The following is a 25346-nucleotide window of genomic DNA, read 5'->3' on the forward strand; positions in this document are numbered from 1 at the left end:
ATAAGATATCCCACTGATTAGATCAGGTAAGATCCCTTGAAGACTACAAGGTTGATAGGCACGATGTGTAAGTGGAGCGATCCATTCAGCAAGAGTGTACTAATAGATCGAGGGCTTGACCACAATTCGCTTGAGACTCTGAGAGTCAACGAAAAAATGTAAGCAGTGATTATTCAGTTTTGAAGGCACGTCCTTCTAAGAAACACTGGACAAACAGTAGACCATATGGTATACTGAGCCAGTCATATGGTCGGTGACGATGACGGTGAGGTTCCACCTGTTCCCATTCCGAACACAGAAGTTAAGCTCACTCGTGCCCAAGATAGTTCGCTGGAAACGGCGCGTGAAAATAGGTAGTCGCCGACTTATAGGAAGCCCCTGAGGAAGAAATTCTTCAGGGGTTTGTTTTTGCAGCGAAAGGGATGAAGATATGAGAACGACACATGTTGTGGTACTGCCCTACGACCCTGCGTGGAAGGCGGATTTTGCGGCCATCCGGCAGGAACTCGCGTCTGCCCTTGGCGAGCTGGCCATTGCCATTGAGCACGTGGGCAGCACTTCGGTAGAGGGGCTTTCCGCTAAGCCCTGCATCGACATTGATGTGGTGATGCCGGATCGCGCCGTCTTTCCGCAGATCGTGGAGCGGCTGGCAGCCATCGGTTACACCCATGAGGGAGATCTTGGCATCCCGGGCCGGGAGGCCTTCTGCTACACCGACAAGCCCCATTTGCGGCTGCACCATCTGTACGTTTGCCCGGCAGATTCCGAGGAGCTGCACCGCCATCTGGTGTTTCGGGATTTTCTGCGCACCCACCCGGAGGCTGTGGCGCGCTACAGCGCCTGTAAGGAGGACGCTGCGCGCCGTTTCCCGGAGGATATCGAGGGCTATATGGCGTGCAAGGGCCCCTGCATCGAGGTACTTTACAAGCTGTGCGGCTTGAGCGAGTGACCGTGAAAATCCGGCGTAAGAGAGCGGATTCTACTCCCCGTCGGTTGCGCAATGGGCGGGGGTGCGGTACACTCAGGGTGCCGAAGGGCAGAAAGAGAGGACACCGATATGAGCGAAACGACGGAAGTGAACCGCGCAGCCTTTGGACAGTTTTTGAACCAGCTGCGCCGGGAGAAGGGCTGGACCCAGAAAGACCTTGCCGAGCGGCTCTATGTCTCCGACAAGGCGGTCAGCAAGTGGGAGCGGGGAGAATCCCTCACTTAAAGATATTGGTTATGTACTAGGTGTGCAACCGTTCGATTGCACACCCTTTTATAATGCGTCACTCGACTTTGCCGATAAAACGGTAAAAAATTTCAACTTCCTGTTCTCTGGTGCCATCTTCATGCTTGACAGCTTCGTGAATGAGAATCTTTTCAATCAGAGCATTTAGAAGTTCGGCGGTCAATTGTGTGGGGTTGACGTACTTTTTCATCAACTCAATCCACTTTTCAGCGTCAACAGCGGTCTGAACGGCTGCATCAAGTTCGGCTTGAAGTTCTTGAATCTTTTCGTCCAGTTCATGCTGTTCTGCCTGATACTTTTCGGACAGCATATTGAAATTGTACTCCGTAATGCGTCCAACAGACCAGTCCTCATACATTTTGGCGAACAGGTTGTCCACCTCTGCCTTACGCTTTGTGGCCTTTTTGAGTTCGGCAGTCTGTTTTTTCTTGGCGGTGTTGCGTTCTTTGTCGCTGGCATTCAGTAAACGCTGCAAGAGTTTATCTCCATCCTGCTGTGCTTGCTGCGACCAATACTGCACTCTTGCCAGAATATAGGTGTACAGCACATCATATCGAATATAGTGCATGGAACATTGGTGAAGGCCCTGTCCGTTTTTGCTGCAATGGTAATAGCCGTAGGGCTTTTTGTTCTGCTTATTCATACCATAGGCCATCGACCAGCCGCAATCCGCACATTTTACAAGCCCGGAAAAGATTTGCGTTGTTCCGTCTTTCTGTTTTCTACGGCGATGAGCAATCTGCTCCTGCACCTGTCGGAACACATCCGCAGAGATAATAGCTTCGTGGGTGTTCTCCACACGATACCATTCCTCCTGCGGCTTCCGCACCTTTTTCTTGTTCTTGAAAGAGATGTTGCTCTGCTTATTGTGAACGCTGTGACCGATATAGGTTTCTTCTTTCAGGATACTTTTGACCTGCGCTACCGTCCATGCGTAGGACTTCTCTTCCGACGCTCCTGCATAGATGTTAGCAAATGTGCCATACCGCTGAAAATTCAACCAGCCGGGAGTGGGAACCTTTTCATCTACTAAAATATGGGTGATGCTGGCCGCACCGTGTCCATGCACCGCAAGATCAAAGATTTTCTCAATGATCCACTTCGTTTCCGGGTCTACCAGAAGATGCCCTGACTTGTCGGGGTCTTTGATATATCCCAGAGGAGCGTATGCACCATAGTGCGCACCGTTCGCAAATCTTGTCCGCATAGCGGCCTTGACTTTTTTGCTGGTCTGGCGAGCGTGCATCTCATTCAGGATGTTCAGGAACGGAGCGAGTTCGCTTTCGCCGTTGAGAGTGTCCACATTATCGTTGACAGCAATATAGCGGACACCTTTACTCGGAAAGTAGATCTCCGTGTACTGACCTGTCAGAATATAGTTTCGACCTAAACGGGATAAATCCTTTGTTACAACGCAGTTGATTTTGCCTTCCTCAATATCGTCGATCATCCGTTGAAAGCCCGGTCTGTCAAAGTTGGTGCCAGACCAACCATCATCGATATATTCGCCAACAACGGTCAACCCGTGTTCCTCTGCATACTGACGAAGCATCATGCGCTGGGTCTGGATGCTGCCGCTTTCACCCTGCAATTCATCGTCACGGCTTAGTCTAAGGTACAGTGCAGTGTTATAGATCATCGTATTGTTAGGCTGTTTCATAGTAGAGCCTCCTTCTTAAAAGAAACAGCCCACGCTTACAATACTTCTGCTTCCATTATACCGTAAGTGTGGGCTGGATTCAATTCGTTTTTATCATCAGGCGCATCGGTTAGCTGAATACTGAATCACATCTTCCAGCAGTGTGCCGACTGATTTTCCATTTTCTGCGAAATGTTCGGTCATTTTGATTTTGGTGTTGCCACAGTAAAAATAGAGCGTACCGTCTGGCTCTTTAACATAGTAAGACGTGTTCTCAAGAGTAGGTTCGGGACCCGCGTACTCCGAATCCTGCCATTCTTCGAGTAAATTGACAGGTAGTTCACAAATAGGCTCATAACAGGAGCAAAGGTCAATCGCATCGTTCATCATATCAGTACTTCTATTATCCATTCAGTATCCTCCGAAAATCAAAGTTCCATATCCTGCCCATGCCTGCGGTTTCGCTGTGGCACATTCATGGTGCACTCCTGCTTGGGGGCAAGAATCTTTTCCAGAAAACCGCGCACCAGTTCTGGCGCACGGCGCATAGCATCCAGATAGGGTTTCACGTCGTACCACAGGTCGTGGTACTTGTTGCTCCAACGAACGGCCTCCTTCTTGGCCGTGGAAAGTTCTTCTTTCAGGCGACGGTTCTCCACGTCCATCATATAGCCGTGGTCGGCTTGCTTTTTCAGCTTGGAAAATTCTTCTTCGGTCAGCGAGTAGTTACCGAGAAAGGTGCGCTTGCCGATATAATCCAGATCGCGCGCATGAATGAGGGCTTCTTTCGTGAGCGTGGCCTTTTTCTGCACAGCGGCAAGTTCCTTCTCCTTTTTGGAGAGGGTCTGACTGGTTTTGGCAAGCGACTGCGCCTTTTGGTCGGCTTGGGCGGTCAGGCTGTCCAGCCGCTCCTGCTCCCGTTGGACTTTGAACTGGGTGACGGTTAGGTGTTCTTCGGTGCTGCCACGCTCGCCGCGCTCTACATCCGTGTACCCGGCGTTGCGCATATAGTTGAAGAAATCGTCTTGCAGGACACTGTACGACTTCTTCAGGACGGGCTTGCCATTCTTTTGCAGGACAGGCTTTCCGGCATCGTCCAGCAAGGGCTTGGATGCCCACTTCTTGCTTCGGCTGACCTGCATGACGGTCTCCTTGATTGTGCCGACCAACGCCTTGTCCTTGCAGCGTTTCGACCAGAGGATCTGCTTTTCAACCACAGGCACATAGACCACATGGAGGTGGTAGTGGTAGACCTCCCGGCCTAGTGCTTCGGTCATGGCACGGTTGATCTCATCGGAGTGCATGACTGCCGAAAGGATATACTGCTCACCACCAACGATCTGAACGGCTGCTCTGTAGGCATCCTCATAGAACTGTTTGGCGAACTCATAGCCGCCGTGGTTGTCAAAGTAGGCTGAGTTGACATCAAAGACAAGTTCGCAGTAATGGGTGGCATCCGGCTTCAGGCCGCGCGTGGAGATGGTTCCATCGGCTTCCAGTTGGGCGAACAGGTCAGTATAGCTGGCGGTTGGCTTCTTGAAGTGGACGTTCCATGCAGCGCGCTGGGGGATAATGTCGGGGTTCCGATAGCTGTCCTTTTCGCGCTCGTTGTGCTGCTGGGTGTTGCCAACGGCCTTGTCCGAAACGGCAAGATTTCGGACACTGGTGCGGTCAATACCATCATTTCTTGCCAAAGGGCATCCCTCCTTTCAGGGTTCAGAGGAAGGTGACGGGGGACGGAGGTGCACTTCTTCGGAAGTGTAATAACCCACTATAACACTTTCATCCCTATGGGCTGCAAAGTGTAGTGGGCTCTTCGAGGACTCTCCGAGGGGGAACGTCTCCTGCGGGAGAGTTAATCGAGTTCACGTTTGCGAAGCAATGAAAGCCCCAGTGGGGCTTTTAAGTGACCGAACGGTCTTGCGCCAGCAAGATGGAGGGGCCTCGCCCCGACAAGTTCGCACAATGCGAACTTGATTGCTCCGTACGCATCTGAAAAAATTGCGTACGGACTTCAAATAACCTGTACGGTTCGTACGACGTACGGAAATCCGAAATATAAACGATAATTCGTTTTAATTTACTTCAATCCGCCGTACAGATGCGTACAAGTACAGACCGTACAGGTTGTACGAATTTCTTCCGTGAAAAAATGCACTTTTTACGGACAGGGGTGGACAAGCGGCTCGATGCCTACAAAATCCCGCACCCTGCGGCCACCGGGCAGATAGATGTTGTTGGTGGCTTCAAGATTGTAGCGGCGGTCATTCTGGCGCAGCTCTGCGCTGAAACGGATCGCAGATACGCTGTGACAGGCGTTGTCCTCACACCACTGCTTATAAATGTCGTAGAACTCCTTGGAGCTGATGGAGTAGTCCGCCTTGAAACGGAAGTAGCCCTCGGACTCCATAAAGTCGATGACATTGTTGCTGCTGCGTTTGATGGTGTCCACGTTGGCGGCGGCTCGTTCGCTGACCGTGAAGCGGAAATCGTTCTGCACCAGCCGGTGCAGCCCTTCCAGACACCAGAGCAGGATGCCCTCCAATTCGGCGCACATCTTCTCCACAAGGAAAGGGTCATCCGTGCGGTCGGCAGGCTTGTCCTTGGTGGTCAGGATGAGCTGGCGGCGGAAGAAGCCATCCGAATGGTCGTACAGCGAGGTCAGCGTACCATTGCCGAAGCAGAGGAACCGGGCGTAGATGTCTCGCTGGTAGCTCTGGACACCCTTGCGCTCCAAGTCCAGCTTGGCTTCGGCGGTCACGATGGTCTTGATATAATTCGTCTTGGGCAGGGCGTTCATATCCATATCATCGTCGATCATCAGCAGGCGGCGTTCCAGATCGGCGCGGGCAAAACGGTTATTCTCCACTTTCTGGACGCTGCCGTTGCTGGCGGCATCTCCCATGAGCCGCTTCAGCACCAGCCCGATGCGGGACTTGCCCTCGCCGCCCTTGCCGACAATGAGCATCATCTTCTGCCTCTTGGTGCTGGGGATCAGGCAGTAGCCCAGATACTCCTGCAAGGTGGGAATGTCAGCATCGTCCAGCAGCTCGTGCAGGAAGGTCAGCCAACGGTCAGGGGTGGCGGCTTTGGAGTCATACTTCACAGGCAGGCGGTTCTGGCAGAACAGGCGGCTCTCCTGAAAAGAGCCGTCCGGCAGATGGTACACGCCGTTCTGGAGATGGATGCAGTCCTGCTCGATGGGGAACGGGTCGGAAAAGGCCAGCAGCTTGATGGTCTCCAGAATGTTGGTGACCTTTTTGGACAGGCCGGAGGTGACATATTCCTCGATGTTCTCCAAGATGCGCTGCTTGATCTCGCTTTCGTCCTCTACCGGGCCGTCCAGCGTGTACAGCGTACCGTTGACGCATTTCAGCGGCCACTGTTCCAGAAAGGCACGGCCAAACTGGACTTCATCGATCTTCTTGCCGTTGTACCAGTCCGGCCATAAGGGGTTGCGGGAAATGTTTTTCTTCATAGGGTGGTTCTCCTTTAGAAAAGTGAAGTGGTGGGTCTCACGGTGAGACCCACCACTTCAGGTGAATAAACTATTAGGCGCACTTTGCCAGAGCAAGGCGGTCGGTGCGCTCCTCCAGCATCAGCAGGTACGACCCGGACAGCAGCTGTGCGGCGGCAGCGGCCTTCTGCTGGGGCGTCCCAAATGCAACGCAGTCCGTCAGGTGCTCGATGGTCTCGGTCATGTGGAGGGCTTCCACGAACCGCTCGTCCAGCGGTTCTTCCGGGCTGGCGGGCTTGTAACGCTCTCGCCAGTCGTGCAGCAGGTCGAGATAATCGGTCAGCACCCGCAGGCAGTAGGCGATGTCTGCCCACTGCTCGTCCGTCAGGCCACGCTTGGGCGGCGGCAGGGCGATGGCATTGGCGGGCGGCTTATCCGGGTCAAGCCCGAAGTCACTTGCGAGCTTCTTGGCGGCTTGCCGGGGGTTCAGGTCGAACAGCTTGGCGGTGAGGTCGATGGCATCTCCATTGGCTCCGCAGCCAAAGCAGTAATAATAGGTGTCGTTCAGCATCATACTGGGGTGGTTGTCGGAGTGGAACGGACAGCACACCATGCCATGGCGGTCGGGTCCCATGCCGTACATCTCTCCCACCTGCCGAACGGTGATGGCAGACTTGACAGTTTGATACAGACTCAAGGGCATTCCTCCTTTGTTTCGTGCGCTGCACCAGAGTCCCCAGCGTGGGAAATCTGGTGTTTTTGGCTTCCTGCCTGAATATACGGAGAATTTTGTGGAAAGGGCGAAAAAGCGGCAGAACTGCAACGGAAAAAGAAAAAAGCCCTCACTGGTTGCAGGGCTGCAACAGCAAGGGTGGAGAATAAACCGTATATTGAACAAAACGGCAGAGCGTATTATAATGAGGAAAAAGATCAAAAAGGAGGGCCGACCACATGGCACAGGAATATCTGCCCGCACCGTCCAACGTCCGTCTTGCGGACTTGATGAAAGAGCACAACATCAGCCAACCAGAACTCGCCAAGGAGATCGGCTGCTCCAAGAGCACCATCAACCGTTTTATCAGTGGCGCAAAAGGAACCCTGACCCATGAGCAGTTGCTGAAGATTGCAAGGCTGTTCAACGTGTCTACGGATTTTCTGCTGGGAGAAACCAACATCCCCGACCGCAAGAACTACGACATTGCCGAACTTGGCCTGTCCGTAGAAGCCGCAAAGAGCCTCTACACAGGGCGTGTCAATACAGAGGTGGTCAATCTGCTGCTGGAAAACGCCCGGTTTGCAGAGCTTACTTACCGCATAGCGCAGTATTTTGATGATACCTTTGCTTCCGGCATCGCAGCACAGAACGCCATGCTCACGACATTGAGCACCCTGCTGCGCACAAAGGTCAAGACCCCGGAGGCAGCCAAAGCCGCAAAGGACATCAGCCTTCGGAGAAAGCCGGTGTATCAAGGTGATCTTGATGACATTGAAATGTACTTCATGGCGGCGGTCAAGGAAATCAAAAAGGGTATCGGGAGCCATTACGCCGAACAGGAAGCCATGAGCAAGAAAGTGGCAGAGAAGATGTTCACCGAATTGACTAAAGGGCAGGATGTGCAGCACCCAACGATTACGGCAGAGCAGTTGACAGATGCAATGTTGGACAGTGTTTCGGGCATGGAAGGAGCCACGCCGGAAGCACTGGAACAGCTGCGGAACGGTCTGCTGGGAATCTTGCAGTCTGCCGCAGAGCAGGAAAACGCCCATGAAGCAGACGAATGAACGGCTTTGTGCGCTGGCACAGAAAGGCGATGCTGCCGCGCTGGACAGCCTGATTGAAAACAACAAGTCCTTTATCGGCAAGGTGGCAAATGACCTTTTCCGCAGTATGAATCTGGCACAGTCCGGTCTGAATCTTGACACGGACGATTTGAAACAGGCGGGCAATCTGGGCTTGTGGAAGGCCGTGCCGAAGTTCGATGCAGCGCGCGGCATGAAGTTCCTGACCTATGCGGCTCCTGCCATCCGCAACGCCATGATGGACATGGTGCGGGATGCCTTTGCCGCTTTTGAGCAGCGGATGGTAACGGAGGACAAGGACGGTATCTGCTACCAGCACGTTTCGCTGGACGATGTTCTGCCGGGAGAGGAACAACTGCGGCGCATCGAAGCCATAGCCGACCCTTTTGCCATGCAACCGCAGACTATTATGGAAGAACAGGAATCGCGCCGGGAACTGTACAGCGGTCTGCAACGCCTGACCGACCGGGAGCAGACCTATCTGCTGTACCGCTATGGCTTCACCGATGGCGAGGAACATCCGCTGATCGGCACGGCGATATACTTTCACCTGACAAAAGGCCGCGCCAAAAAGACGGAGGAACAGGCTATGGATAACCTGTGGTTGGAACTGCCGTGGTGGTTTATATGAATAGGCAGAGAGATTGTATTAAATTGAGTGAATTACGATAGAGAACAAAAGCTAATCTTCCCTTGTTCGACGCTCTTTAATAATCTTATAAATTGGAAACCAATAGACAATAACGATGATAAGGCATGTGATTGCTAACGCACTATAGATGAAAGATTTCATAAGCACAGCCATAATCATAAAGATGAAAAAAAAGAATATCCACGGCGACTGTGCTGATTTATACAAAGCTAGTTTATCTTCAAGGGTAGTATATAATTCAAATGGCTTTCCATCATTCTTTTTTTCGACAATCAATAATTCTTTGTTAAGTGTCGTCTTAGGCGTTGATAGCTTTCCACCTGATTCAGCCCACGGACGAAATTGTACTTTGGCAAGAGAGTAGTTTAGATTAATGTTCTTGAAAAAAACAACGTATCCTAAGCTTTGAAGAAATTCAACATACTTGTCTGAGCTTTCACGACTCCTGTGACCAATATAATCAATCTTATATTGATATTCCCCCGGAGTGCATGTTTCAAACTCATAGATAGCCCGTGATGTATTTATTAAGTGATACCCTTGTTGGGACATTCTATTAAGCCATTTCTCTTGTAAGGATAATAGACAACCAAAAAAACGTACCTTTTTGTAGCGCATATTAAATCTCCTTTGAAATCCTTTCCGCTAAGTCGATTAATTGATGAAGTCGATCTATTTCGGTTTGGACAGCCTCCTTTCCAGAAGGTGTTATTAAATATACTTTTTTTCTGCTTGTACTTTCAGTGCTTTGTAATTTAATCCATCCTTTTTGTTCTAACGAGGATAGAGCACCATATAATGTCCCTGCTCCTAATAATACCCTTCCGTTTGTTACTTCCTCAACAAATTGAATGATTGCATATCCATGCCTTGGTTCATAAAGGGACAAAAGTATTAAATCTGTAACTTCTGTAAGGGTTCCCCCTTGCACATAGTCTTTCATAGAACCTCCGCTTCGAATATGTGCCCTTTATCCAAATTGATTGTCACATCGGCTAAATACGCATTACCAAGGTATTCAGTTTCCATGAGAAATCTCCTTTTTTTGTGCGTGAAACTATTCATAGGAAGCAGCTATGCTATGTGGCTTAGTCACTATGAAAGCTCATTTACGATGAGGTTGATGCTTCACGAAACCGTTCGGCATGGAGAATCGTACACATTGATTCGTCCAAGCTAATTATATCGTTAACCGTAATAGTAATCAAGAGTTTATAAAGCGTGTCTTTGAATTTTGTGACATTGAACAGGTTATAGAAAAGCTTTTTGTGAAATATCATGTCAAATATTGTAAGCGTGGGTTACACTTAGTAAGTGGTATCTTTAATTAAGGGAAACGGGCCTCAGTCTGCCGGACGTGGCCTTACTGCTGCCGCTGGCAGGGGCATTGGGCGTGTCGGTGACAGAACTGCTGGAGGGGCGCCGGGCCGTGCAGGAGCAGCGCTACAGTGCCGCAGAGGTGGAGGCGCTCATCCGCAGGGCGCTGGCGTTCCCGGTGGAGCCGCCCGAGCGCCAACAGGCCCGGGTGAAGCGGTATCTGCCCGTATACCTCATCTGCTGCGTGCTGGGCGTGGCAGAGGCGCTGGCGGTCTGGATGCTGGGGCTGGCCCCCACCGAGATGGGGCAGACCTGCCTCGTGCTGGGCGTGGGGTTTGGCGTGATCTACGGGGCGTATGCCTTTTTCTGGATGGCAGAGACCCTGCCCCGCTACTACGACGAAAACCGCATTGCGCAGTTTGCACAGGGGGCCATGCACATCCACATCCCGGGCGTCTACTACAACAACCGCAACTGGCGGTATGTGCTGCGGGCCTTCCGGGCCTGGTCCATGGCATCCATGCTGCTGCTGCCACCCTCTCTGGCGGTGGCGGGGCAGCTGGACCCGCACTTGGGCGGCAAGGCGACCGTTGCAGCATTTGCAGTGTACATCCTGAGCCTGTTCGGATGCATCGTCGTGCCCGCCAAGCGGCATGAAAAAGACGAAGAATGATCCAAAAACGAAGGGAGCGGAAACGCTCTCTTTTTTGCTGGCCTTTTTTGTGCTACAATGGAGCAAAACCATTGGAAAAGAGGAAACACTATGCTCAAGGATTCCCAGATCGACCTGTGCGGACAGGTGGATTTTACCCGCACGCAGCCACTCCTTGGCCGGGACGAGGCGTTTTCCTTTGCCTGCAATGGCTGCGGAAACTGCTGCCGTGGTCGGGAGGACATCGTCCTCTCCGGGTTTGATCTGTGGCGGATCGCGGCCCGTCTCCGTCTGCCGCCCCGCATTGTAGCGCATGGCTACTGCCGGGAGAGCATCGGGCAGGTGAGCCGTCTGCCGGTTCTCCGGTTGGCCCCGTTGAAAGCACAGCACAACAACTGCCCGTTTTTAACGGAGAACCACTGCGCCATCCACGATGCCGAGCCGCTGGTCTGTGCCCTTTATCCGCTGGCGCAGGAGATCAGTGGGGAAGGGGCAGTGAGCTATTTCTTGCAGCCGACCTCCTGCGGCGGGCCGATGTTTTCTGCCAAGGTCGAGGATTATCTTGCCCGATACGATGTCCCTGCCCGGGAGGCTGTGGATGTCTGCTGGGCACAGACCTGCATGACGCTGGAGGACACTGTGGAGGAGCTGAATACGATCCTCTCGCCGGTATTGGCGCGGCGGCTGGAAGCAAAGCTCTGGCAGGCGCTTTATTACGATTATGAATTTGCCCAGCCATTTCTGCCCCAGCTGGAGCGGAATCTCCGCTGGCTGGAGGGTGAGTGCGCCAAACTCCGGGGGTATCAGGAGCAGCTGAGCGCAAAACGCATCGAAAAAAATGATAGATAAATTCACTTTGATTGATAATTGGGGCCGAACACGGGTTGTTTTTGAGAGTAAAGTGTGCTATACTTCACGCATGTGAAGCGGAGCTCGCACAGCCCGCTTCCTCAAACGCAAACAAGCGCGGCAACCTGTTGAGCCGCGGAATTTAAATTGAGGGAGAGAATCTATCATGCGTAAAATTTCTCGTCGTTCGTTCCTGGCTGGCGCTGCGCTCTGCGGCGCGGCTGCTGCCTTGACCGCCTGCGGCGGCTCCTCTGCATCCTCCACGGCTGCTTCTTCTGTGGCCGCCTCCTCCGCGGCAGCTGGTTCTGCTGCTGCCGCTGGCGACAGCTACACCGTTGGCATCTGCCAGCTGGTGGAGCACGCAGCCCTGGATGCCGCTACCCAGGGCTTTGAGGATGCTCTGAGCGCGGAATTCGGCGAGAATGTCACGTTTGATTTCCAGAACGCACAGAACGATTCCGCTACCTGCGCTACCATCGCCAACGGCTTTGTTTCCGCAGGCGTAGACCTCATCATGGCCAATGCAACGCCCGCTCTGCAGGCGGCACAGGCTGCTACCAATGAGATCCCCATTCTGGGCACCTCTGTTACCGAGTACGGCGTGGCGCTGGGCCTGACGGATTTCACCGGCACTGTGGGCGGCAATGTTTCTGGTACTTCTGACCTGGCTCCGCTGGATCAGCAGGCTGAGATGATCACGGAGTGGCTGCCGGAGGCTACCAAGGTCGGCCTGCTGTACTGCTCCGCTGAGGCAAACAGTCAGTATCAGGTAGATGAAGTCAAGAAGTATCTGGAGGACAAGGGCATCACTGCTACCCAATACTCTTTCTCTGACTCCAACGATCTGGCTTCTGTCTGCCAGAAAGCTGCTGACGAGAACGACGCCGTGTATGTTCCCACCGATAATACCGTTGCGGCCAACACCGGCATTGTGGACGGTATCTGCCGCCCGGCCAAGAAGCCTGTCTTCGCGGGCGAGGAGGGCATCTGCTCCGGCTGCGGTGTGGCTACCCTGTCCATCAGCTACTACGATCTGGGCTACACCACCGGTGAGATGGCGGTCAAGATCCTGAAAGGCGAGGCCGATATTGCTACCATGCCCATTGAGTACACCACTGTGACCAAGAAGTACAACAAGACCATCTGCGATGATCTGGGCCTGACGGTTCCCGAGGGATACGAAGCCATCGAGGGCTAACCTCTTACGGAAATGAGAAATATGGCGGAGGAGGGCTGAAAAGGCTCTTCTCCGCCTTTCCCGTATAAAACGGGATGTGAAAAAAGTGCACGTTTAGGAGGAATTATTTTGGAAACACTTGCAAGACTGGCAAACCTGCCCGGTGCGCTGCCCGGCGCCTGTGCGCAGGGCCTTATCTGGGGCATTATGGCCATTGGCGTTTACCTGACCTATCGCATCCTGGATGTGGCTGACCTGACCGTGGATGGCTCCTTTGGCACGGGCGGCGCGGTTTGCGTCATGTGCCTGCTCTCGGGCCAGAACGTCTGGGTCTCTCTGCTGGCGGCTCTGGTAGCAGGCCTGGCAACGGGCTTTGTCACCGGCCTGCTCCACACTTTCATGGGGATCCCGGCCATCCTGGCAGGCATCCTGACCCAGCTGGCCCTCTACTCCATCAACCTGAAGATCATGGGCAAGGCAAACCAGTCCATCAATGTGGATAAATATGGCCTTCTCATCTCCCTGCGCTGGGTCAAAGAGACTGCCCTCCACAACCCCATCATTATGGTGCTCATCGTCACGGCCGTGGTCATCGGCATCCTGTATTGGTTCTTCGGTACCGAGCTGGGCTGCGGCATCCGCGCCACCGGCTCCAACCCCGCAATGTCCCGGGCACAGGGCATCAACACCAACTTTAACATCGTGCTGGGTCTGGCCGTTTCCAATGGTCTGGTGGCCCTGTCCGGCGCGCTGCTGAGCCAGTATCAGGGCTTCTCGGATGTCAGCATGGGTCGTGGTGCCATCGTCATTGGTCTGGCTGCTGTCATCATCGGCGAGGCGCTGTTTGGCCGGATCTTCCACAACTTTGCCCTTAAGCTATTGGCAGTCTCGCTGGGTGCCATCATCTATTACATCGTCATCCAGCTGGTGCTGACCCTTGGCTTTGACGCAAACCTGCTCAAACTGCTCAGCGCTTCCGTCGTTGCCGTCTTCCTGGCGGTGCCGTATTGGAAAGGGAAATACTTTGCAAAACCCGCAGCCAAGAAAGCACAGAAAGAGGGTGCCAAGAATGCTTGAGATCCAGAATGTTTCCAAAACCTTTAATGCCGGGACCGTCAATGAGAAGACTGCACTGAACGGCCTGAACCTGAAACTGAACGAGGGCGATTTTGTCACCGTCATCGGCGGCAATGGCGCCGGTAAATCCACCATGCTGAACGCTGTGGCCGGTGTCTGGCCCGTGGACGAGGGCAAGATCCTCATTGACGGCGTGGACGTCACCAAACTGGGCGAGCATCAGCGCGCTGCCTACATCGGCCGCGTGTTCCAGGACCCCATGACCGGCACGGCGGCCACCATGCAGATCGAAGAGAATCTGGCACTGGCTGCCCGCCGTGGCAAGCACCGCACCCTCCGCATCGGCATCACCAAGGCGGAGCGGGAGCAGTACCGTGAGCTGCTCAAGACGCTGGATCTGGGCCTGGAAGACCGCCTCACGGCCCGCGTAGGCCTGCTGTCCGGCGGCCAGCGTCAGGCGCTGACCCTGCTTATGGCTACGATGAACAATCCCAAGCTCCTGCTGCTGGATGAGCACACCGCTGCACTGGACCCCAAGACGGCCCTCAAAGTGCTGACCCTTTCGGCCAGGATCGTGGAGGAAAACCACCTGACCACCATGATGATCACCCACAACATGAAAGACGCCATCAAGTACGGCAACCGTCTGATCATGATGCATGAGGGTCACATCATCTATGATGTGGCAGGGGAGGAGAAGAAGAATCTGCAGGTCTCTGACCTGCTGGCGAAGTTCCAGATCGCATCCGGTGGCGAGTTTGCCAACGACCGGATGATCCTCTCTTAAAAAATTCTGATGCATAACAGAAAAGCTCCTGTCCGGCCGGACAGGAGCTTTTCTCGTATCAGTTCTTGTACACCAAAAGCATCAGCGTTTGATGTCGTAGTTCATGTTCATCAGGTTGCGGATGGAGCTCACATCGTCGGTGATGTTGGCATCGCCGTGGATGGTGTGCTTGATGGCGCTGCTGGCTACGGCAAAGTTGATCATATCCATGGCACGGTAGTTGTGGAGCATGGCGTAGATCAGGCCGCTGGCAAAAGCGTCACCGCCGCCCACACGGTCCAGGATGTTAAAGGTGAACAGCTTGCTCTCAAAGGTGTGGCCGTCGTACCACATAAAGGCTTTCAGGCTGTTTTCGCTGCCGCTATGGGCATAGCGGACATGGCGGGCGATGCACTTGAGGCTGGGGTAACGCTCAATAAAGTGCTGGAAGATCTCGTCCTGCTGTTCGTAGCTGGGCTGCAGAGGCACGCCGTCTTTCCAGTCGCCCTTGGAGTGGTCGTTCTCGTCTTTCCACAGGTGGTAAGGCTCAATGCCCAGCAGCACGTCCACATAGGGCAGACACTCGGTGCAGAAATCCCGGGCCTCGTCCCAGGTCCACAGGGTGGAGCGGAAGTTGCCATCAAAGCTGACGGTCAGGCCTTTTTTCTTGGCTACTTTCAGCATGTCGATGATGAGGCCGCGGCAGTTGGGGGCCAGTGCCGGGGTAATGCCGCTCAGGTGCAGCCAGTCAAAGCCCTCCAGCAGTGCATCCAGATCCACCTGCGAGAAATCATACTCCGTGATGGCGCTGTGCTTGCGGTCATAGATGACCTTGGAGGGGCGGATGCCGTAGCCCGTCTCCAGATAGTAAGTACCCAGACGGTTCGAGGGAGTCTCGTCCGGCTCGGTGAGGATCATCGGGGTGCAGTGCACATCGTTGGAGCGCAGCCAGCGCACGGCGCTCTTGCCCAGGCTGTTGTTGGGTACCACGCTGAAGAACGTGCTGTCCACGCCCAGGTTTGCCAGTGCCAGCGCGATGTTGGCCTCGCTGCCGCCGTAGCTGGCCTCAAAGTTGGAAGCCATGCGCAGCTTTTCGTAGTTCGGCGGGGTCAGGCGCAGCATGATCTCGCCGCAGGTGATAAACTTCTGTCCGGCGGTCTCCTTGCCAAGGATCGGATTGAAATGTTCCATAACGCTCCTCCTAAAAGACGGTTTTGGATCAAAGGCCCGGACAGCTTCTTCACGGGAAAGCTCCCTGAGCACACATTGTTGTATCCATTATAGTGCGATTCCCGTCGGAATGCAAGGTGAAACCAGAAGTTGCGAGAGAAAATAACAGAGGATTTTTGTGCAGTTTGCTAAAGAACTCCTTCCGGCATCGCTTGCGCGATGCCACCTCCCTCACGGAGGGAGGCTTTTCCTCCCGGAAGCAGCAAAAGGCTCCCTCTTTGAGGGGGCTGTCGAGCGAATGCGAGACTGGGGGAGTTCACACCCCCGTCAAATCAAAGCTGGGTGTATACTCCTCTTTTGCACTGCTCTTCTGCTGCATGTAACCCATTGTGAGGCCTTTGTCCATCGCGTAATTGACCACCCGGCGGTACTCGTAGGTGGTAATGCGCCGCCCGATGCCGTGCTCTGCTGCCTTGTAGAACGGCGTGTACTGGCTCATGACGCTGGGCAGGAAACACCCGGGGTCGGCCTCGTTCCAGGCAGCCATCTGGTCCAGGACGGCAAAGCTGTCGTCCATGTGGCCGGGCAGAGCCAGATGGCGCAGGATGACGCCCTTTTGCAGGATGCCCTCAGCGTCAAATACCGGATGGCCGGCCTGCGCCATCATGGCCTCAATGGCGGGCCTGGCCTGGGCAAAGTAATCCGGTGCAGCGGAAAGCTCTGCCGAGAGGGCGGCGGAGACGTATTTCAGGTCAGCCAGCCAGATGTCAATGGAACCCCGCCAGGCCGCCACACTCTCCACCGTCTCGTAGCCGCCCGTGTTGCAGACGATGGGCAAATGCAGCCCCTGCGCCCGGGCCAGATCCAGCGCGGCAATGATCCAGGGCCGCCATTGCCCGGGGGTGACCAGATTGATGTTGTGGGCTCCCTGGGCCTGTAAGTTGAGGAAAATTTCAGCCAGATGCTCCACGGTGATCTCCTTGCCCAGGCCCTCGGCGCTGATGGGATAGTTCTGGCAGAAGCAGCACTTGAGGGTGCAGCCGGAGAAAAAGACTGTGCCGCTGCCTTTGGTGCCGCTGATGCAGGGCTCTTCCCAGAAATGCAGGGCCGCCCGGGCGACTTTTAAAGTATTGCCTGCCCCACAGAAACCGCACTGTCCGGCGGCGCGGTCAGCTTTGCACCGCCGGGGGCAGAGAGTGCAGACGTCCGGCGGGGTGACAACGATGTTTTTGGGCATATTATCCAAGTCCTTTGCAAAATCTTTTACGCTTTTCTAAACGCTATTATACCATTTCCAGAAGCAAAAGTGGTATACTAAGAAATAATATTGCATGTGATGCAAGAATACTACATATTTGGACATCTGGAGGACATCATGCGCACCGAAACCGAAGAGATCCGGGACAATCTGAAATATTTATCCCTGCTTGCACGGGATTACCCCTCGCAGGCTGCGGCGGCCAGCGAGATCATCAGCACCGAGGCTCTGCTCAAGCTGCCCAAGGGTACCGAGCATTTTATGAGCGATCTGCACGGCGAAAACGAAGCCTTTGTACATATCCTGAACTCTGCCTCCGGTGTCATCCGCGAAAAAGTGGATATCGTGCTGGGGGATACGGTCCCTGAGTCTGACCGCGCCGAGCTGGCAACGCTGATCTATTACCCCAATGAGAAACTGCCCCAGCTCAAGGCCAAGTGCGCGGACGAGGAGACGCTGGAGCAGTGGTATACCGAGACGCTGCTCCGCCTCATTGATCTCTGCCGTCTGGTTTCTTCCAAGCACACCCGGGAGCATGTGCGTGCCTGCCTGCCCTCCAGCTGCGGTTATATTCTGGACGAGCTGCTCCACGCCCATTTTGAGGACCACGATAAAGACCTCTATTATGGCCAGATCGTGGGCAGTATTATTGAAAATGGCCGCGCGGACCGTTTCATTGTCCGCCTGTGTGAGCTCATCAAGCGGCTGGCCGTGGATAAGCTGCACATTGTGGGCGACCTGTTTGACCGCGGCCCCCGCCCGGATATCATCCTGGACCTGCTCATGCGCCACCATAACGTCGATATCCAGTGGGGCAACCATGATGTGGTCTGGATGGGCGCCGCCGCCGGCAGCCCCATCTGCATCTGCACTGTCCTCAAGACCACGCTGGCCTACCACAACCATGCCATGCTGGAGGACTGCTATGGCATCAACCTGCGCCATCTGCAGCGGATGGCCGAGCAGTTCTACGGCAACGATGACCTGACCATCTGGATGCCCCACACCGATTTGGAGCGCGGCCCCTATACACCGGGAATGCTCCACCGGTGCGCGGTCATGCACAAGGCTGTCACCATCCTGATGCTCAAGATGGAGTGCAAGGTCATTGACCGCAACCCGGATTTCAAGATGCAGGGCCGCGATTACCTCCGCTGCATCGACTGGGAGAAGAAGACCGTCCGGATCGGGGATAAGGAGTATCCTCTGCGGGACACTTCGTTCCCCACGGTGGACCCCAAAGACCCCGCCGCCCTCAACGACGATGAGCGGCTGGTGCTGCACAAACTGGTAGAGTCGTTTCGCCAGAGCCAGAAGCTGCAGGAGCATGTGGAGTTCCTCTACGCCAAGGGCAGCGTTTACCACATTGAAAACGGCAACCTGCTCTACCATGGGGTGGTGCCCATGACCCAGAAAGGCACCTTTGCGGTGGAGCGGTTCGAGGGACACACCTATTCCGGCCGGGCCCTCATGGATTACTGCGATGAGCGGGCCCGCCGCGGCTACTTTGCCCCGGAGGGAAGCGTCGCCCGCCGCAGCGGACAGGACTTTTTGTGGTATCTGTGGTGCGGCAAGCTTTCGCCGCTGTTTGGCCGCAGTGCCATGACGACATTCGAGCGGCTGTATGTGGAGGATAAAAGCACCCACACCGAAAAGAAAGACCCCTATTATACATGGTATAATGAGGAAGCCGTCTGCCGCCGCATTCTGGCGGAGTTTGGCCTGCCCGGCACCAGCCACATCGTCAACGGCCATGTCCCCGTGCAGGAGAAAAACGGTGAGAGCCCCATCAAGGGCGGGGGACGTCTCGTGGTCATCGACGGCGGCTTCTGCCGTGCCTATCATGAGAAGACGGGCATTGCGGGCTATACACTGGTCTACTCCAGCCGCACCATGTCCCTGCGTACCCATCAGCCGTTCGTCAGCGCGGAAAAGGCCGTGAATGAGAACATCGACATTATCTCCCAGAAGAACATTCTGGAAACGGAGAATCATCGCATCCTCGTGGAGGAGACCGATGAGGGAGAAAACCTCCGGGAGCGGGTGCACGACCTCAAACAGCTGGTCCGCGCCTACCAGCTGGGCTGGATCAAGGAGACCCGCAGCGAGGATCAGGTCTGGTAAAACACAGTCTCTGTCCGGCGGAACCGGCCCGGGCAATTGTAAAATTTTTGAAAAAAGAGACAAAAAAACGGAATATCTTCATGGATTCTGGGCAAAACAGAAAATAACGGACAGAATGGCGCGGGGGCTTTGCTTTTTCTGTATTCTCGTGTATAATAGGGTAGCTGCAGTTGTTGCGGCTTTATTTTCCTGCCTGAAAACTCGCGGCACGCGGGTCCTCGGAAGAAACTGCGGCATGTACTTTGGAAATGCACCTTATAGGGCCTGTCACGAAGCGGGCCCACGACAAGGAGATCATAAAATTGGAAAAATTTGTTGTTACGGGCGGCAAAGCCCTGCATGGTGAGGTTACCATCTCCGGCGCAAAGAACGCGGCAGTGGGCATCCTGCCCGCCACCATTCTGGCAGCCGATGTCTGCGTCATTGAAAACCTGCCGGATATCAGCGATGTGGCCGTCAGCCTCAAGATCCTGAGCACCCTGGGCGCACAGGTCAAGATGCTGAACAAGAACACCTATGAGATCGACACCACCCACCTGACGAGCACCAATGTCCCGGATGACCTGTCCCGCCAGATGCGCGCCAGCTATTACTTCCTGGGTGCACTGCTGTCCCGTTTCGGCAAGGCACAGGTGGCCATGCCCGGCGGCTGCAACCTGGGCCCCCGCCCCATCGACCAGCACCTGAAAGTTTTCAGCGCCCTGGGCGCAGAGGACAGCGTGGATTACGGCATGATCACCGTCCGCGCCAAGGAGCTCAACGGAGCGCATATCTTCTTTGATAAGGTCAGCGTGGGCGCTACCATGAACGGGATGCTCTCCGCTGTCATGGCCAAGGGCCAGACCATTCTGGAAAACTGCGCCAAGGAGCCCCATGTGGTCGATCTGGCCAACTTCCTGAATATGTGCGGTGCGGATGTCCGTGGCGCCGGTACCGATGTCATCAAGGTGCGCGGCGTGGAGAAGATGCACGGCTGCACCTACAGCATCATCCCGGATCAGATCGAGGCCGGCAGCTATATGGTGGCTGCCGCTGCCACCGGCGGCGATGTCCTCATCAAGAACGTCACTCCCAAGCATCTGGAGCCGATCACCGCAAAGCTCCGCCGTGCAGGCGTGGAAGTGGAGGAATTTGACGATTCCGTCCGCGTCCGCCGCACCGGCGATATCCTGCCTTTGAAGATCAACACCATGCCGCACCCCGGTTTCCCCACCGACATGCAGCCGCTCATGGGCGTGCTGCTCAGCGTGGCGAAGGGAACTTCTACCGTGACGGAAAGTGTCTGGGACAACCGCTTCCGCTATGTGGACGAGCTGCGCAAGATGGGCGCGAATGTCCAGGTGGATGGCCAGGTGGCCGTGTTTGAGGGTGTCGAGAAGCTCAGCCCGGCCCCCCTCCGTGCGACCGACCTGCGCGCGGGCGCTGCCATGGTGGTGGCTGCCCTGATGGCCGACGGCACCAGCGAGGTGGAAGAGATCGGCTATATCGAGCGCGGCTACGAGAATATCGTGGAAAAGCTGCGCGCGCTGGGTGCTGATATCGAGAAAGTGGAGCGGGTGCCCGCTGCACTGGAACAGGCCATGTGATCCGCAATGTCTGAATTTATCTCGTTGTATTCCGGCTCTTCCGGCAACAGCAGCGTGGTGCGCTGCGGCGACCATTACCTTATCATTGATATGGGCAAAGGCGTGCGCACCACCGGCGCTGCCCTCAAATCGCTGGGGCTGAACATTGCGGACTGTGACGGCATCCTCGTCACCCACGAGCACAGTGACCACGTCAAGGGCCTTTCCACGTTCCTCAAAAAGAATCCGCTCCCGGTCTACGGCGGTGCGGATACACTGGATTTTCTGGACGCCAACGGCATCGTCCCGCCTACCTGTGAGCTGAACACCCTGTCCAGCCGGGAAGAGGACATTGGTGCCTTTGGGGTGCAGGCATTCCCCACCAGCCACGATGTGCCCTGTGTGGGCTACCGCATTCATACCCCGGACGGAAAGACCATGACCCTTGCTACCGACCTGGGCGTCCTGACGCCACCGGTGCATGAGGCGCTGTCTGGCTGTGACCTGGTTGCACTGGAGAGCAATTACGATCTCCACATGCTCCGCAGCGGCCCGTATCCCTATTACTTACGCGCCCGGATCGAATCGGCCCGGGGACACCTCTCCAACGATGAGTGCTCCGCCAAGCTGCTGGAGCTCGTTCAGGAGGGCTGTAAAAAGTTTGCCCTGTGTCATCTCTCGCAGGAGAACAACACCCCGATGCTGGCGTTACAGACCGTTTTCAACACCCTTGGTGCCGCGGGTGTCGTGCCCGAGAAAGACTGTGTTGTGCAGGCCCAGCGCCGCAACGAAGTCAGCCCGGTGCTGGAATTTTAAATAGGATCAAAGAACCCCGCCAAAGCAGGTTTTACACTTGCCGTGGCGGGGTTTTCTGCATCTTGTTTGTCCGGGAGTTTGTGCCGGAATTACTCGCTGGCTTTCTGCGCCCGGATGTCTTCGCCCACAAAGTTGAACGGGACAAAGGCGGACAGGCGGCTGGAGATCTTCTCGGTGTAACGCTTTTCCAGCAGGGAACCGTCGGTGATATTGGTCGTCACAATGGTAGGCAGGCCTGCCCCCAGGCGGTTGTTGAGCAGGCTGTAAAATGTGGTGATGAAATAGGGTGTGACAAACTCGGTGCCCAGATCATCCAGGATCAATAAATCGGCAGTGGCGGCGGTGCGCAACAGGGTATCGGCATCGCCGGAGGGGTCAAAGCGGGAAGCCTCCATCTTGCCAAAAAAGTCCGGGCTGGAAACATAAATGACATCGTAGCCCTTGTCCAGCACGATGCCGGCAATGGCAAGGGCCGCATGCGTTTTGCCAAGGCCTGCATTGCCCACCAGCATCAGGCTTTCATTCTCAGCAGGGGAGAAGTCCTCCGCATAATTTTTCAGGCCTGCCAGCAGCTGGCCCATGTAAGTACGGACATTCAGCCCCAGAGCGGGGTCAATGACATTGGGGTAATAGCTTAGCTTCATGGTATCAAAGCTGGAAATAGACAGGCTGGAAAGCCCCTCGATCTCTTTCCGGCGGAGGGTCTGCATCACCTTGTGGACACAGCTGCAGGTGCGCCCGTCTACCACGCCAGTGTCCTGGCACTTTCTGCAGGTGAATTTTGGCTCCAGCGCATCGGCCGGGCGTCCGCTGGCGGCCAGCAAGGCGGCCAGTTTCTGCTTTGCCTCCGTCAGGGCGGCGTTGGCGGCGGTGCGGTCTTTGCCGGAAGCACCGGCCAGCGCACAGCGGATGCCGCGCACCCGCACTTCTTCCTCCGCGTGGCGCAAAGCCGGGATCACGGCCTCCGCCTCCGCGCGGGCGTCTTCCGCCAGTGCCCGGGCGGTCTGCCGCCGGGCTGCAATGGTGCGCAGGGCTTCCTGATACAGTTCGTTTTTGGTACGCATAGAGTGACCTCGTTTCCGCGCTTACGGCGTGGATTTCTTTTTCAGGCGGTTGAGCGACGCGGTGAGGGAAGAATTCTTGAGAAAATCGTTTCCGCTGGGGGCGGTACGGTCCACCCGGATGTTCCGGCTGGCACCGATCTCCGCCACCGGGCCGCGCACATCGTGGATGGTGCGCAGACCTTTGGCATTCCAGGTCTTGAGGATGCTGTTCCAGTACCACAGGTCCCGCTTGGGGCCGGCCTGCACGGCCACTTCCTGCACCATGGCGTCATCGTAGCCGTAGACCTCATACCAGCGGGCAATGGCTTTCCGTCCGCCCAGGGTGAGCTCGCTGTCCGGGATGCCCAGCAATCCGCTGACATACTGCTCCCGCTGGGCCCGGAGGGCCAGCAGTTTCAGGTGGGCATCCGCCTGTTCGCCGGTCTCCACGCCCTCAGCCCGCCAGACTTTCAACTCGTGGGTCACAGCGGCCATAGTCCGCTTGCCCTTGCTGGCCACATAGGCCACGCAGAGCATGACGGTTTCCGGGGCAAAGCCATCCTGCAAATACAGGTGGACGATCTTTTCCATCTCGCTGTGGGTCAGCGGCCGGGCAAAGCCGGTCTGTGCACAGTCGATGAGGCTGGAGATCATCGGGTCGGTGCGGGAAGCCGCGGCGATCTCCTGCCAGGTCATGGGGGCGGGGGCGCTGGGCTCCTCGCCCGGGGCAGCGTTCTCCTCGTACCGTTCCAGCAGGCCGGCACCCGCCCAGAACGAAAGGGCGCTCTCTGCCGTCATCCGGCTGCGGAGTTTCAGGTCTGAACACAGCTTGTCCGGGTCTGTGATACCCGTTGCCAGCACATACAGCGCCACGCGGACGTTATATTCCTCCGCGATGCCCAGCTTGGAAAATACCAGCTGCGGCACCGGAATGGTATCGCCTTTGAGCTCTTTTAAACGATAGATCATGGGTCCCTCACAGTCATCAGGATTGGCCGGAGGCTTCTTCCTCCGGTGTCGGCGGCGTCCAGGGTTCACAGTCCAGCAGAGAGGGGTGCTGTTTCCAGCGCTCCAGGTCGGCTTCGTAAGTCTCTGCCAGATATTTGGCTGCCGCAGCCCGGCCCTCGTCGGAGAGAGGGTAGACCTCCCGGCGGCGGAGGGCAGGGTCGGTGAATTCCAGCGCCCAGGGGTCCGGCCAGACGTCCACCGTGAGGATGCTCTCTTCTTTTTCGGCTCCCTCGCCGCCCTCCGGGTCCGGCACCTTGCGCTTGCCGGGGGTCAGCAGGTAGCGCATCCCATCCTCGTTGCCGCTGAACGAGTTTTTGTTTTTAAAGTAGTGCAGCAGAGGAACAAAAATCATACAAAACGCCTTTCCGCGAAATGCCAAAAAGAAAACCGCGCTGTTCAACACGAATCAGCGCGGTGATTGGAGCAGGATACGGGACTCGAACCCGCCGCCTACTGCTTGGGAAGCAGTCGCTCTACCGGATGAGCTAACCCTGCGAGTGCTTATTTAGTTTAGCAAAGCACAGCGGATTTGTCAACTGTTTTTCTGCTCGATTTTTGTCAGCAGGAAAAACTCTTGCACTTTTGGGTGCAAACGGGTATGATATGGGGTGAACAAACGAACCAAATTTGTAGGCTTCTTTAAAGGAGTGGAAAACATGCCTGGCGATCTTCACAATCATTCAACCTGTTCGGATGGCTCGGTGCCCATCCACTGCCTGCCCCTTATGGCAGCACGGGTGGGGCTGGACACCATGGCTCTTTCGGACCACGATACCCTCCTCAGCGTCCAGTACTGCTATGACCATCCCACACAGGATGGCGTGCGGCTCATCCCGGCCACGGAGCTGACGGGCTACGACTACGAGCGCAGCCACCGGGTGCACCTGTTGGCGTTCTGGCCCGACCCGGAGAGCAAAGCCCTGCGGGAACACTGCGACATCATGCGCCAGCGCCGCAACGAGTGCTGCCTGCAGAGCGCTCGGGAGATCGAGGCGCTTTACCCGCAGTTCCGCACCGAGCAGGCGCTGGAGTATGCCAAGGACAGCGGCGTGCTCTACAAGAGCGGCATCATGCAGGCCCTGCATGAGCTGGGCCTGTGTGACGGGATCTATACCAGCCTGTACCACTATCTCTTCGGGTGGAACCCCCGGGGCATCGTGCTCCACTCGCCGGAATACCGCCCGGTGCGGGATGTACTGGCTACGGCCAAAGCAGCCGGGGCAGTCGTCGTTTTTGCTCACCCGACGGTCTACCAGAGTATGCCGCTGGTGCGGGAGCTGGTCAAAGAGGGGATGATCGATGGCATTGAGGTGGAGCACCCCCGCAACAGCCCGGAGGACAAAGCCGAGTGCGCCGCCCTCTGTGAACAGTACGGTCTCATCCACACCGGCGGCAGCGATTTCCACGGAGCCAACCACGGCCATCCAAACCCTGTGGGGGCCTGCATCACATCCGATGACCAGATAGCCCGCATTGAGGAGCTGGCCCATCAGAGAAAACAGCGATAATCGCTCGGAGAGTTGACTGTTTCTGTGAGTGAGCGGGAGTTTGCCAAAGCAAGTGTCCGGAGGGTGGGGCCCGACTGCCGCAGGCAGTTGGGAGGGGGATGGAATGCCCCTCACTTGCGTGGCAAAGCTCCCCGAACGAACCTGCTTTAAATGTCAGTTGTTGACCTTTTTAGCGGCTTATAGTATACTACTTTGTAAACGACACCATGGCAGGGTCAAGCCATGTGGATTTGA

At 55.7% G+C, this 25346-nt stretch carries 24 protein-coding genes, 1 tRNA gene, 2 rRNA genes and 1 pseudogene; 15 read left to right on the forward strand and 13 right to left on the reverse strand.

Features of this window, described 5'->3' with window-relative positions:
- The 4 genes and pseudogenes from C4N22_RS00005 to C4N22_RS00020 form a co-directional block, all read left to right on the forward strand.
- Positions 1 to 123, forward strand: a 23S ribosomal RNA gene (locus C4N22_RS00005); the annotation flags it as partial.
- A 126-nt stretch (positions 124 to 249) separates the two neighbouring features.
- Positions 250 to 366, forward strand: a 5S ribosomal RNA gene (gene rrf, locus C4N22_RS00010).
- A gap of 64 nt (positions 367 to 430) precedes the next feature.
- On the forward strand, positions 431 to 949 hold the full coding sequence (locus C4N22_RS00015) for a GrpB family protein (RefSeq protein ID WP_112147523.1): 519 nt from the start codon (positions 431 to 433) through the stop codon (positions 947 to 949).
- A 108-nt stretch (positions 950 to 1057) separates the two neighbouring features.
- Positions 1058 to 1207: pseudogene (locus tag C4N22_RS00020) on the forward strand (helix-turn-helix domain-containing protein); the annotation flags it as partial.
- 64 nt (positions 1208 to 1271) lie between these two features.
- Here C4N22_RS00020 and C4N22_RS00025 read toward each other — a convergent pair.
- The 5 genes from C4N22_RS00025 to C4N22_RS00045 form a co-directional block, all read right to left on the reverse strand.
- Positions 1272 to 2894: a recombinase family protein gene (locus tag C4N22_RS00025; protein ID WP_097782878.1), complete on the reverse strand. Its 1623-nt coding sequence runs from the start codon at positions 2892 to 2894 to the stop codon at positions 1272 to 1274.
- 96 nt (positions 2895 to 2990) lie between these two features.
- Entirely contained in the window at positions 2991 to 3284 is a 294-nt protein-coding gene (locus C4N22_RS00030) for a hypothetical protein (RefSeq protein WP_112147525.1), read from the reverse strand.
- 17 nt (positions 3285 to 3301) lie between these two features.
- Entirely contained in the window at positions 3302 to 4567 is a 1266-nt protein-coding gene (locus tag C4N22_RS00035; protein ID WP_112147526.1) for a plasmid recombination protein, read from the reverse strand.
- Between the two features lie 467 nt (positions 4568 to 5034).
- Entirely contained in the window at positions 5035 to 6351 is a 1317-nt protein-coding gene (locus tag C4N22_RS00040; protein WP_112147527.1) for a DNA primase family protein, read from the reverse strand.
- 73 nt (positions 6352 to 6424) lie between these two features.
- Complete coding sequence (locus C4N22_RS00045; RefSeq protein WP_112147528.1) at positions 6425 to 7033, reverse strand: CHC2 zinc finger domain-containing protein; 609 nt, start codon at positions 7031 to 7033, stop codon at positions 6425 to 6427.
- 248 nt (positions 7034 to 7281) lie between these two features.
- Between C4N22_RS00045 and C4N22_RS00050 the strand changes: the two genes are divergently transcribed.
- Together C4N22_RS00050 and C4N22_RS00055 are read left to right on the forward strand one after the other, a co-directional pair.
- Complete coding sequence (locus C4N22_RS00050; protein ID WP_112147529.1) at positions 7282 to 8112, forward strand: helix-turn-helix domain-containing protein; 831 nt, start codon at positions 7282 to 7284, stop codon at positions 8110 to 8112.
- Positions 8096 to 8761 carry a sigma-70 family RNA polymerase sigma factor gene (locus C4N22_RS00055; protein WP_112147530.1) on the forward strand — a complete coding sequence of 222 codons (666 nt, stop codon included), beginning with the start codon at positions 8096 to 8098 and terminating at the stop codon, positions 8759 to 8761. Before C4N22_RS00050 ends, C4N22_RS00055 begins: the two co-directional genes overlap by 17 nt.
- Before the next feature lie 51 nt (positions 8762 to 8812).
- Here the strand turns inward: C4N22_RS00055 and C4N22_RS00060 are convergent, their stop codons facing one another.
- Both C4N22_RS00060 and C4N22_RS00065 read right to left on the reverse strand, forming a co-directional pair.
- Positions 8813 to 9400 carry a DUF2812 domain-containing protein gene (locus C4N22_RS00060; RefSeq protein WP_112147531.1) on the reverse strand — a complete coding sequence of 196 codons (588 nt, stop codon included), beginning with the start codon at positions 9398 to 9400 and terminating at the stop codon, positions 8813 to 8815.
- A 1-nt stretch (position 9401) separates the two neighbouring features.
- Entirely contained in the window at positions 9402 to 9725 is a 324-nt protein-coding gene (locus tag C4N22_RS00065) for a PadR family transcriptional regulator (RefSeq protein ID WP_097782885.1), read from the reverse strand.
- 450 nt (positions 9726 to 10175) lie between these two features.
- On the opposite strand from C4N22_RS00065, the gene C4N22_RS00070 reads away from it, so the two are divergent.
- From C4N22_RS00070 to C4N22_RS00090, 5 genes are all read left to right on the forward strand, one after another.
- Entirely contained in the window at positions 10176 to 10772 is a 597-nt protein-coding gene (locus C4N22_RS00070; RefSeq protein WP_146746496.1) for an XRE family transcriptional regulator, read from the forward strand.
- A gap of 90 nt (positions 10773 to 10862) precedes the next feature.
- Positions 10863 to 11600: a YkgJ family cysteine cluster protein gene (locus tag C4N22_RS00075; RefSeq protein ID WP_112147533.1), complete on the forward strand. Its 738-nt coding sequence runs from the start codon at positions 10863 to 10865 to the stop codon at positions 11598 to 11600.
- A 166-nt stretch (positions 11601 to 11766) separates the two neighbouring features.
- Entirely contained in the window at positions 11767 to 12798 is a 1032-nt protein-coding gene (locus C4N22_RS00080) for an ABC transporter substrate-binding protein (protein WP_112114960.1), read from the forward strand.
- A 108-nt stretch (positions 12799 to 12906) separates the two neighbouring features.
- Positions 12907 to 13854: an ABC transporter permease gene (locus C4N22_RS00085; protein WP_112147534.1), complete on the forward strand. Its 948-nt coding sequence runs from the start codon at positions 12907 to 12909 to the stop codon at positions 13852 to 13854.
- Positions 13847 to 14641 (forward strand): ABC transporter ATP-binding protein, encoded by a 795-nt coding sequence (locus C4N22_RS00090; RefSeq protein ID WP_022256764.1) that lies wholly within the window; start codon positions 13847 to 13849, stop codon positions 14639 to 14641. Before C4N22_RS00085 ends, C4N22_RS00090 begins: the two co-directional genes overlap by 8 nt.
- 81 nt (positions 14642 to 14722) lie before the next feature.
- On the opposite strand, the gene C4N22_RS00095 is transcribed toward C4N22_RS00090, so the two are convergent.
- On the reverse strand, positions 14723 to 15811 hold the full coding sequence (locus C4N22_RS00095) for a sugar kinase (protein WP_112147535.1): 1089 nt from the start codon (positions 15809 to 15811) through the stop codon (positions 14723 to 14725).
- A gap of 295 nt (positions 15812 to 16106) precedes the next feature.
- The gene (locus tag C4N22_RS00100) at positions 16107 to 17027 is read right to left on the reverse strand and encodes a radical SAM protein (protein ID WP_112147536.1); all 921 of its coding nucleotides are present in this window, start codon (positions 17025 to 17027) and stop codon (positions 16107 to 16109) included.
- A 138-nt stretch (positions 17028 to 17165) separates the two neighbouring features.
- Between C4N22_RS00100 and C4N22_RS00105 the strand changes: the two genes are divergently transcribed.
- The 3 genes from C4N22_RS00105 to C4N22_RS00115 all read left to right on the forward strand — a co-directional run bounded on the left by C4N22_RS00105 (position 17166) and on the right by C4N22_RS00115 (position 21553).
- A complete protein-coding gene (locus tag C4N22_RS00105; protein WP_112147537.1) occupies positions 17166 to 19172 on the forward strand; it encodes a fructose-1,6-bisphosphatase in 2007 nt (668 codons plus the stop codon).
- 302 nt (positions 19173 to 19474) lie between these two features.
- Positions 19475 to 20758: a UDP-N-acetylglucosamine 1-carboxyvinyltransferase gene (locus C4N22_RS00110; protein WP_112147538.1), complete on the forward strand. Its 1284-nt coding sequence runs from the start codon at positions 19475 to 19477 to the stop codon at positions 20756 to 20758.
- Between the two features lie 6 nt (positions 20759 to 20764).
- On the forward strand, positions 20765 to 21553 hold the full coding sequence (locus C4N22_RS00115; RefSeq protein ID WP_022256770.1) for an MBL fold metallo-hydrolase: 789 nt from the start codon (positions 20765 to 20767) through the stop codon (positions 21551 to 21553).
- Positions 21554 to 21642: 89 nt separating this feature from the next.
- On the opposite strand, the gene C4N22_RS00120 is transcribed toward C4N22_RS00115, so the two are convergent.
- The 4 genes from C4N22_RS00120 to C4N22_RS00135 form a co-directional block, all read right to left on the reverse strand.
- A complete protein-coding gene (locus tag C4N22_RS00120) occupies positions 21643 to 22617 on the reverse strand; it encodes an ATP-binding protein (protein ID WP_112147539.1) in 975 nt (324 codons plus the stop codon).
- 21 nt (positions 22618 to 22638) lie between these two features.
- Complete coding sequence (locus C4N22_RS00125; RefSeq protein WP_112114954.1) at positions 22639 to 23565, reverse strand: DnaD domain protein; 927 nt, start codon at positions 23563 to 23565, stop codon at positions 22639 to 22641.
- Between the two features lie 16 nt (positions 23566 to 23581).
- Positions 23582 to 23956 (reverse strand): hypothetical protein, encoded by a 375-nt coding sequence (locus C4N22_RS00130; RefSeq protein ID WP_112147540.1) that lies wholly within the window; start codon positions 23954 to 23956, stop codon positions 23582 to 23584.
- Between the two features lie 67 nt (positions 23957 to 24023).
- A tRNA-Gly gene (locus C4N22_RS00135) sits at positions 24024 to 24099 on the reverse strand.
- A 161-nt stretch (positions 24100 to 24260) separates the two neighbouring features.
- Between C4N22_RS00135 and C4N22_RS00140 the strand changes: the two genes are divergently transcribed.
- A complete protein-coding gene (locus C4N22_RS00140) occupies positions 24261 to 25112 on the forward strand; it encodes a PHP domain-containing protein (protein ID WP_112147541.1) in 852 nt (283 codons plus the stop codon).
- Positions 25113 to 25346 lie beyond the last annotated feature (234 nt).

Source organism: Faecalibacterium prausnitzii, assembly GCF_003287495.1.
GTDB lineage: Bacteria > Bacillota > Clostridia > Oscillospirales > Ruminococcaceae > Faecalibacterium > Faecalibacterium prausnitzii_I.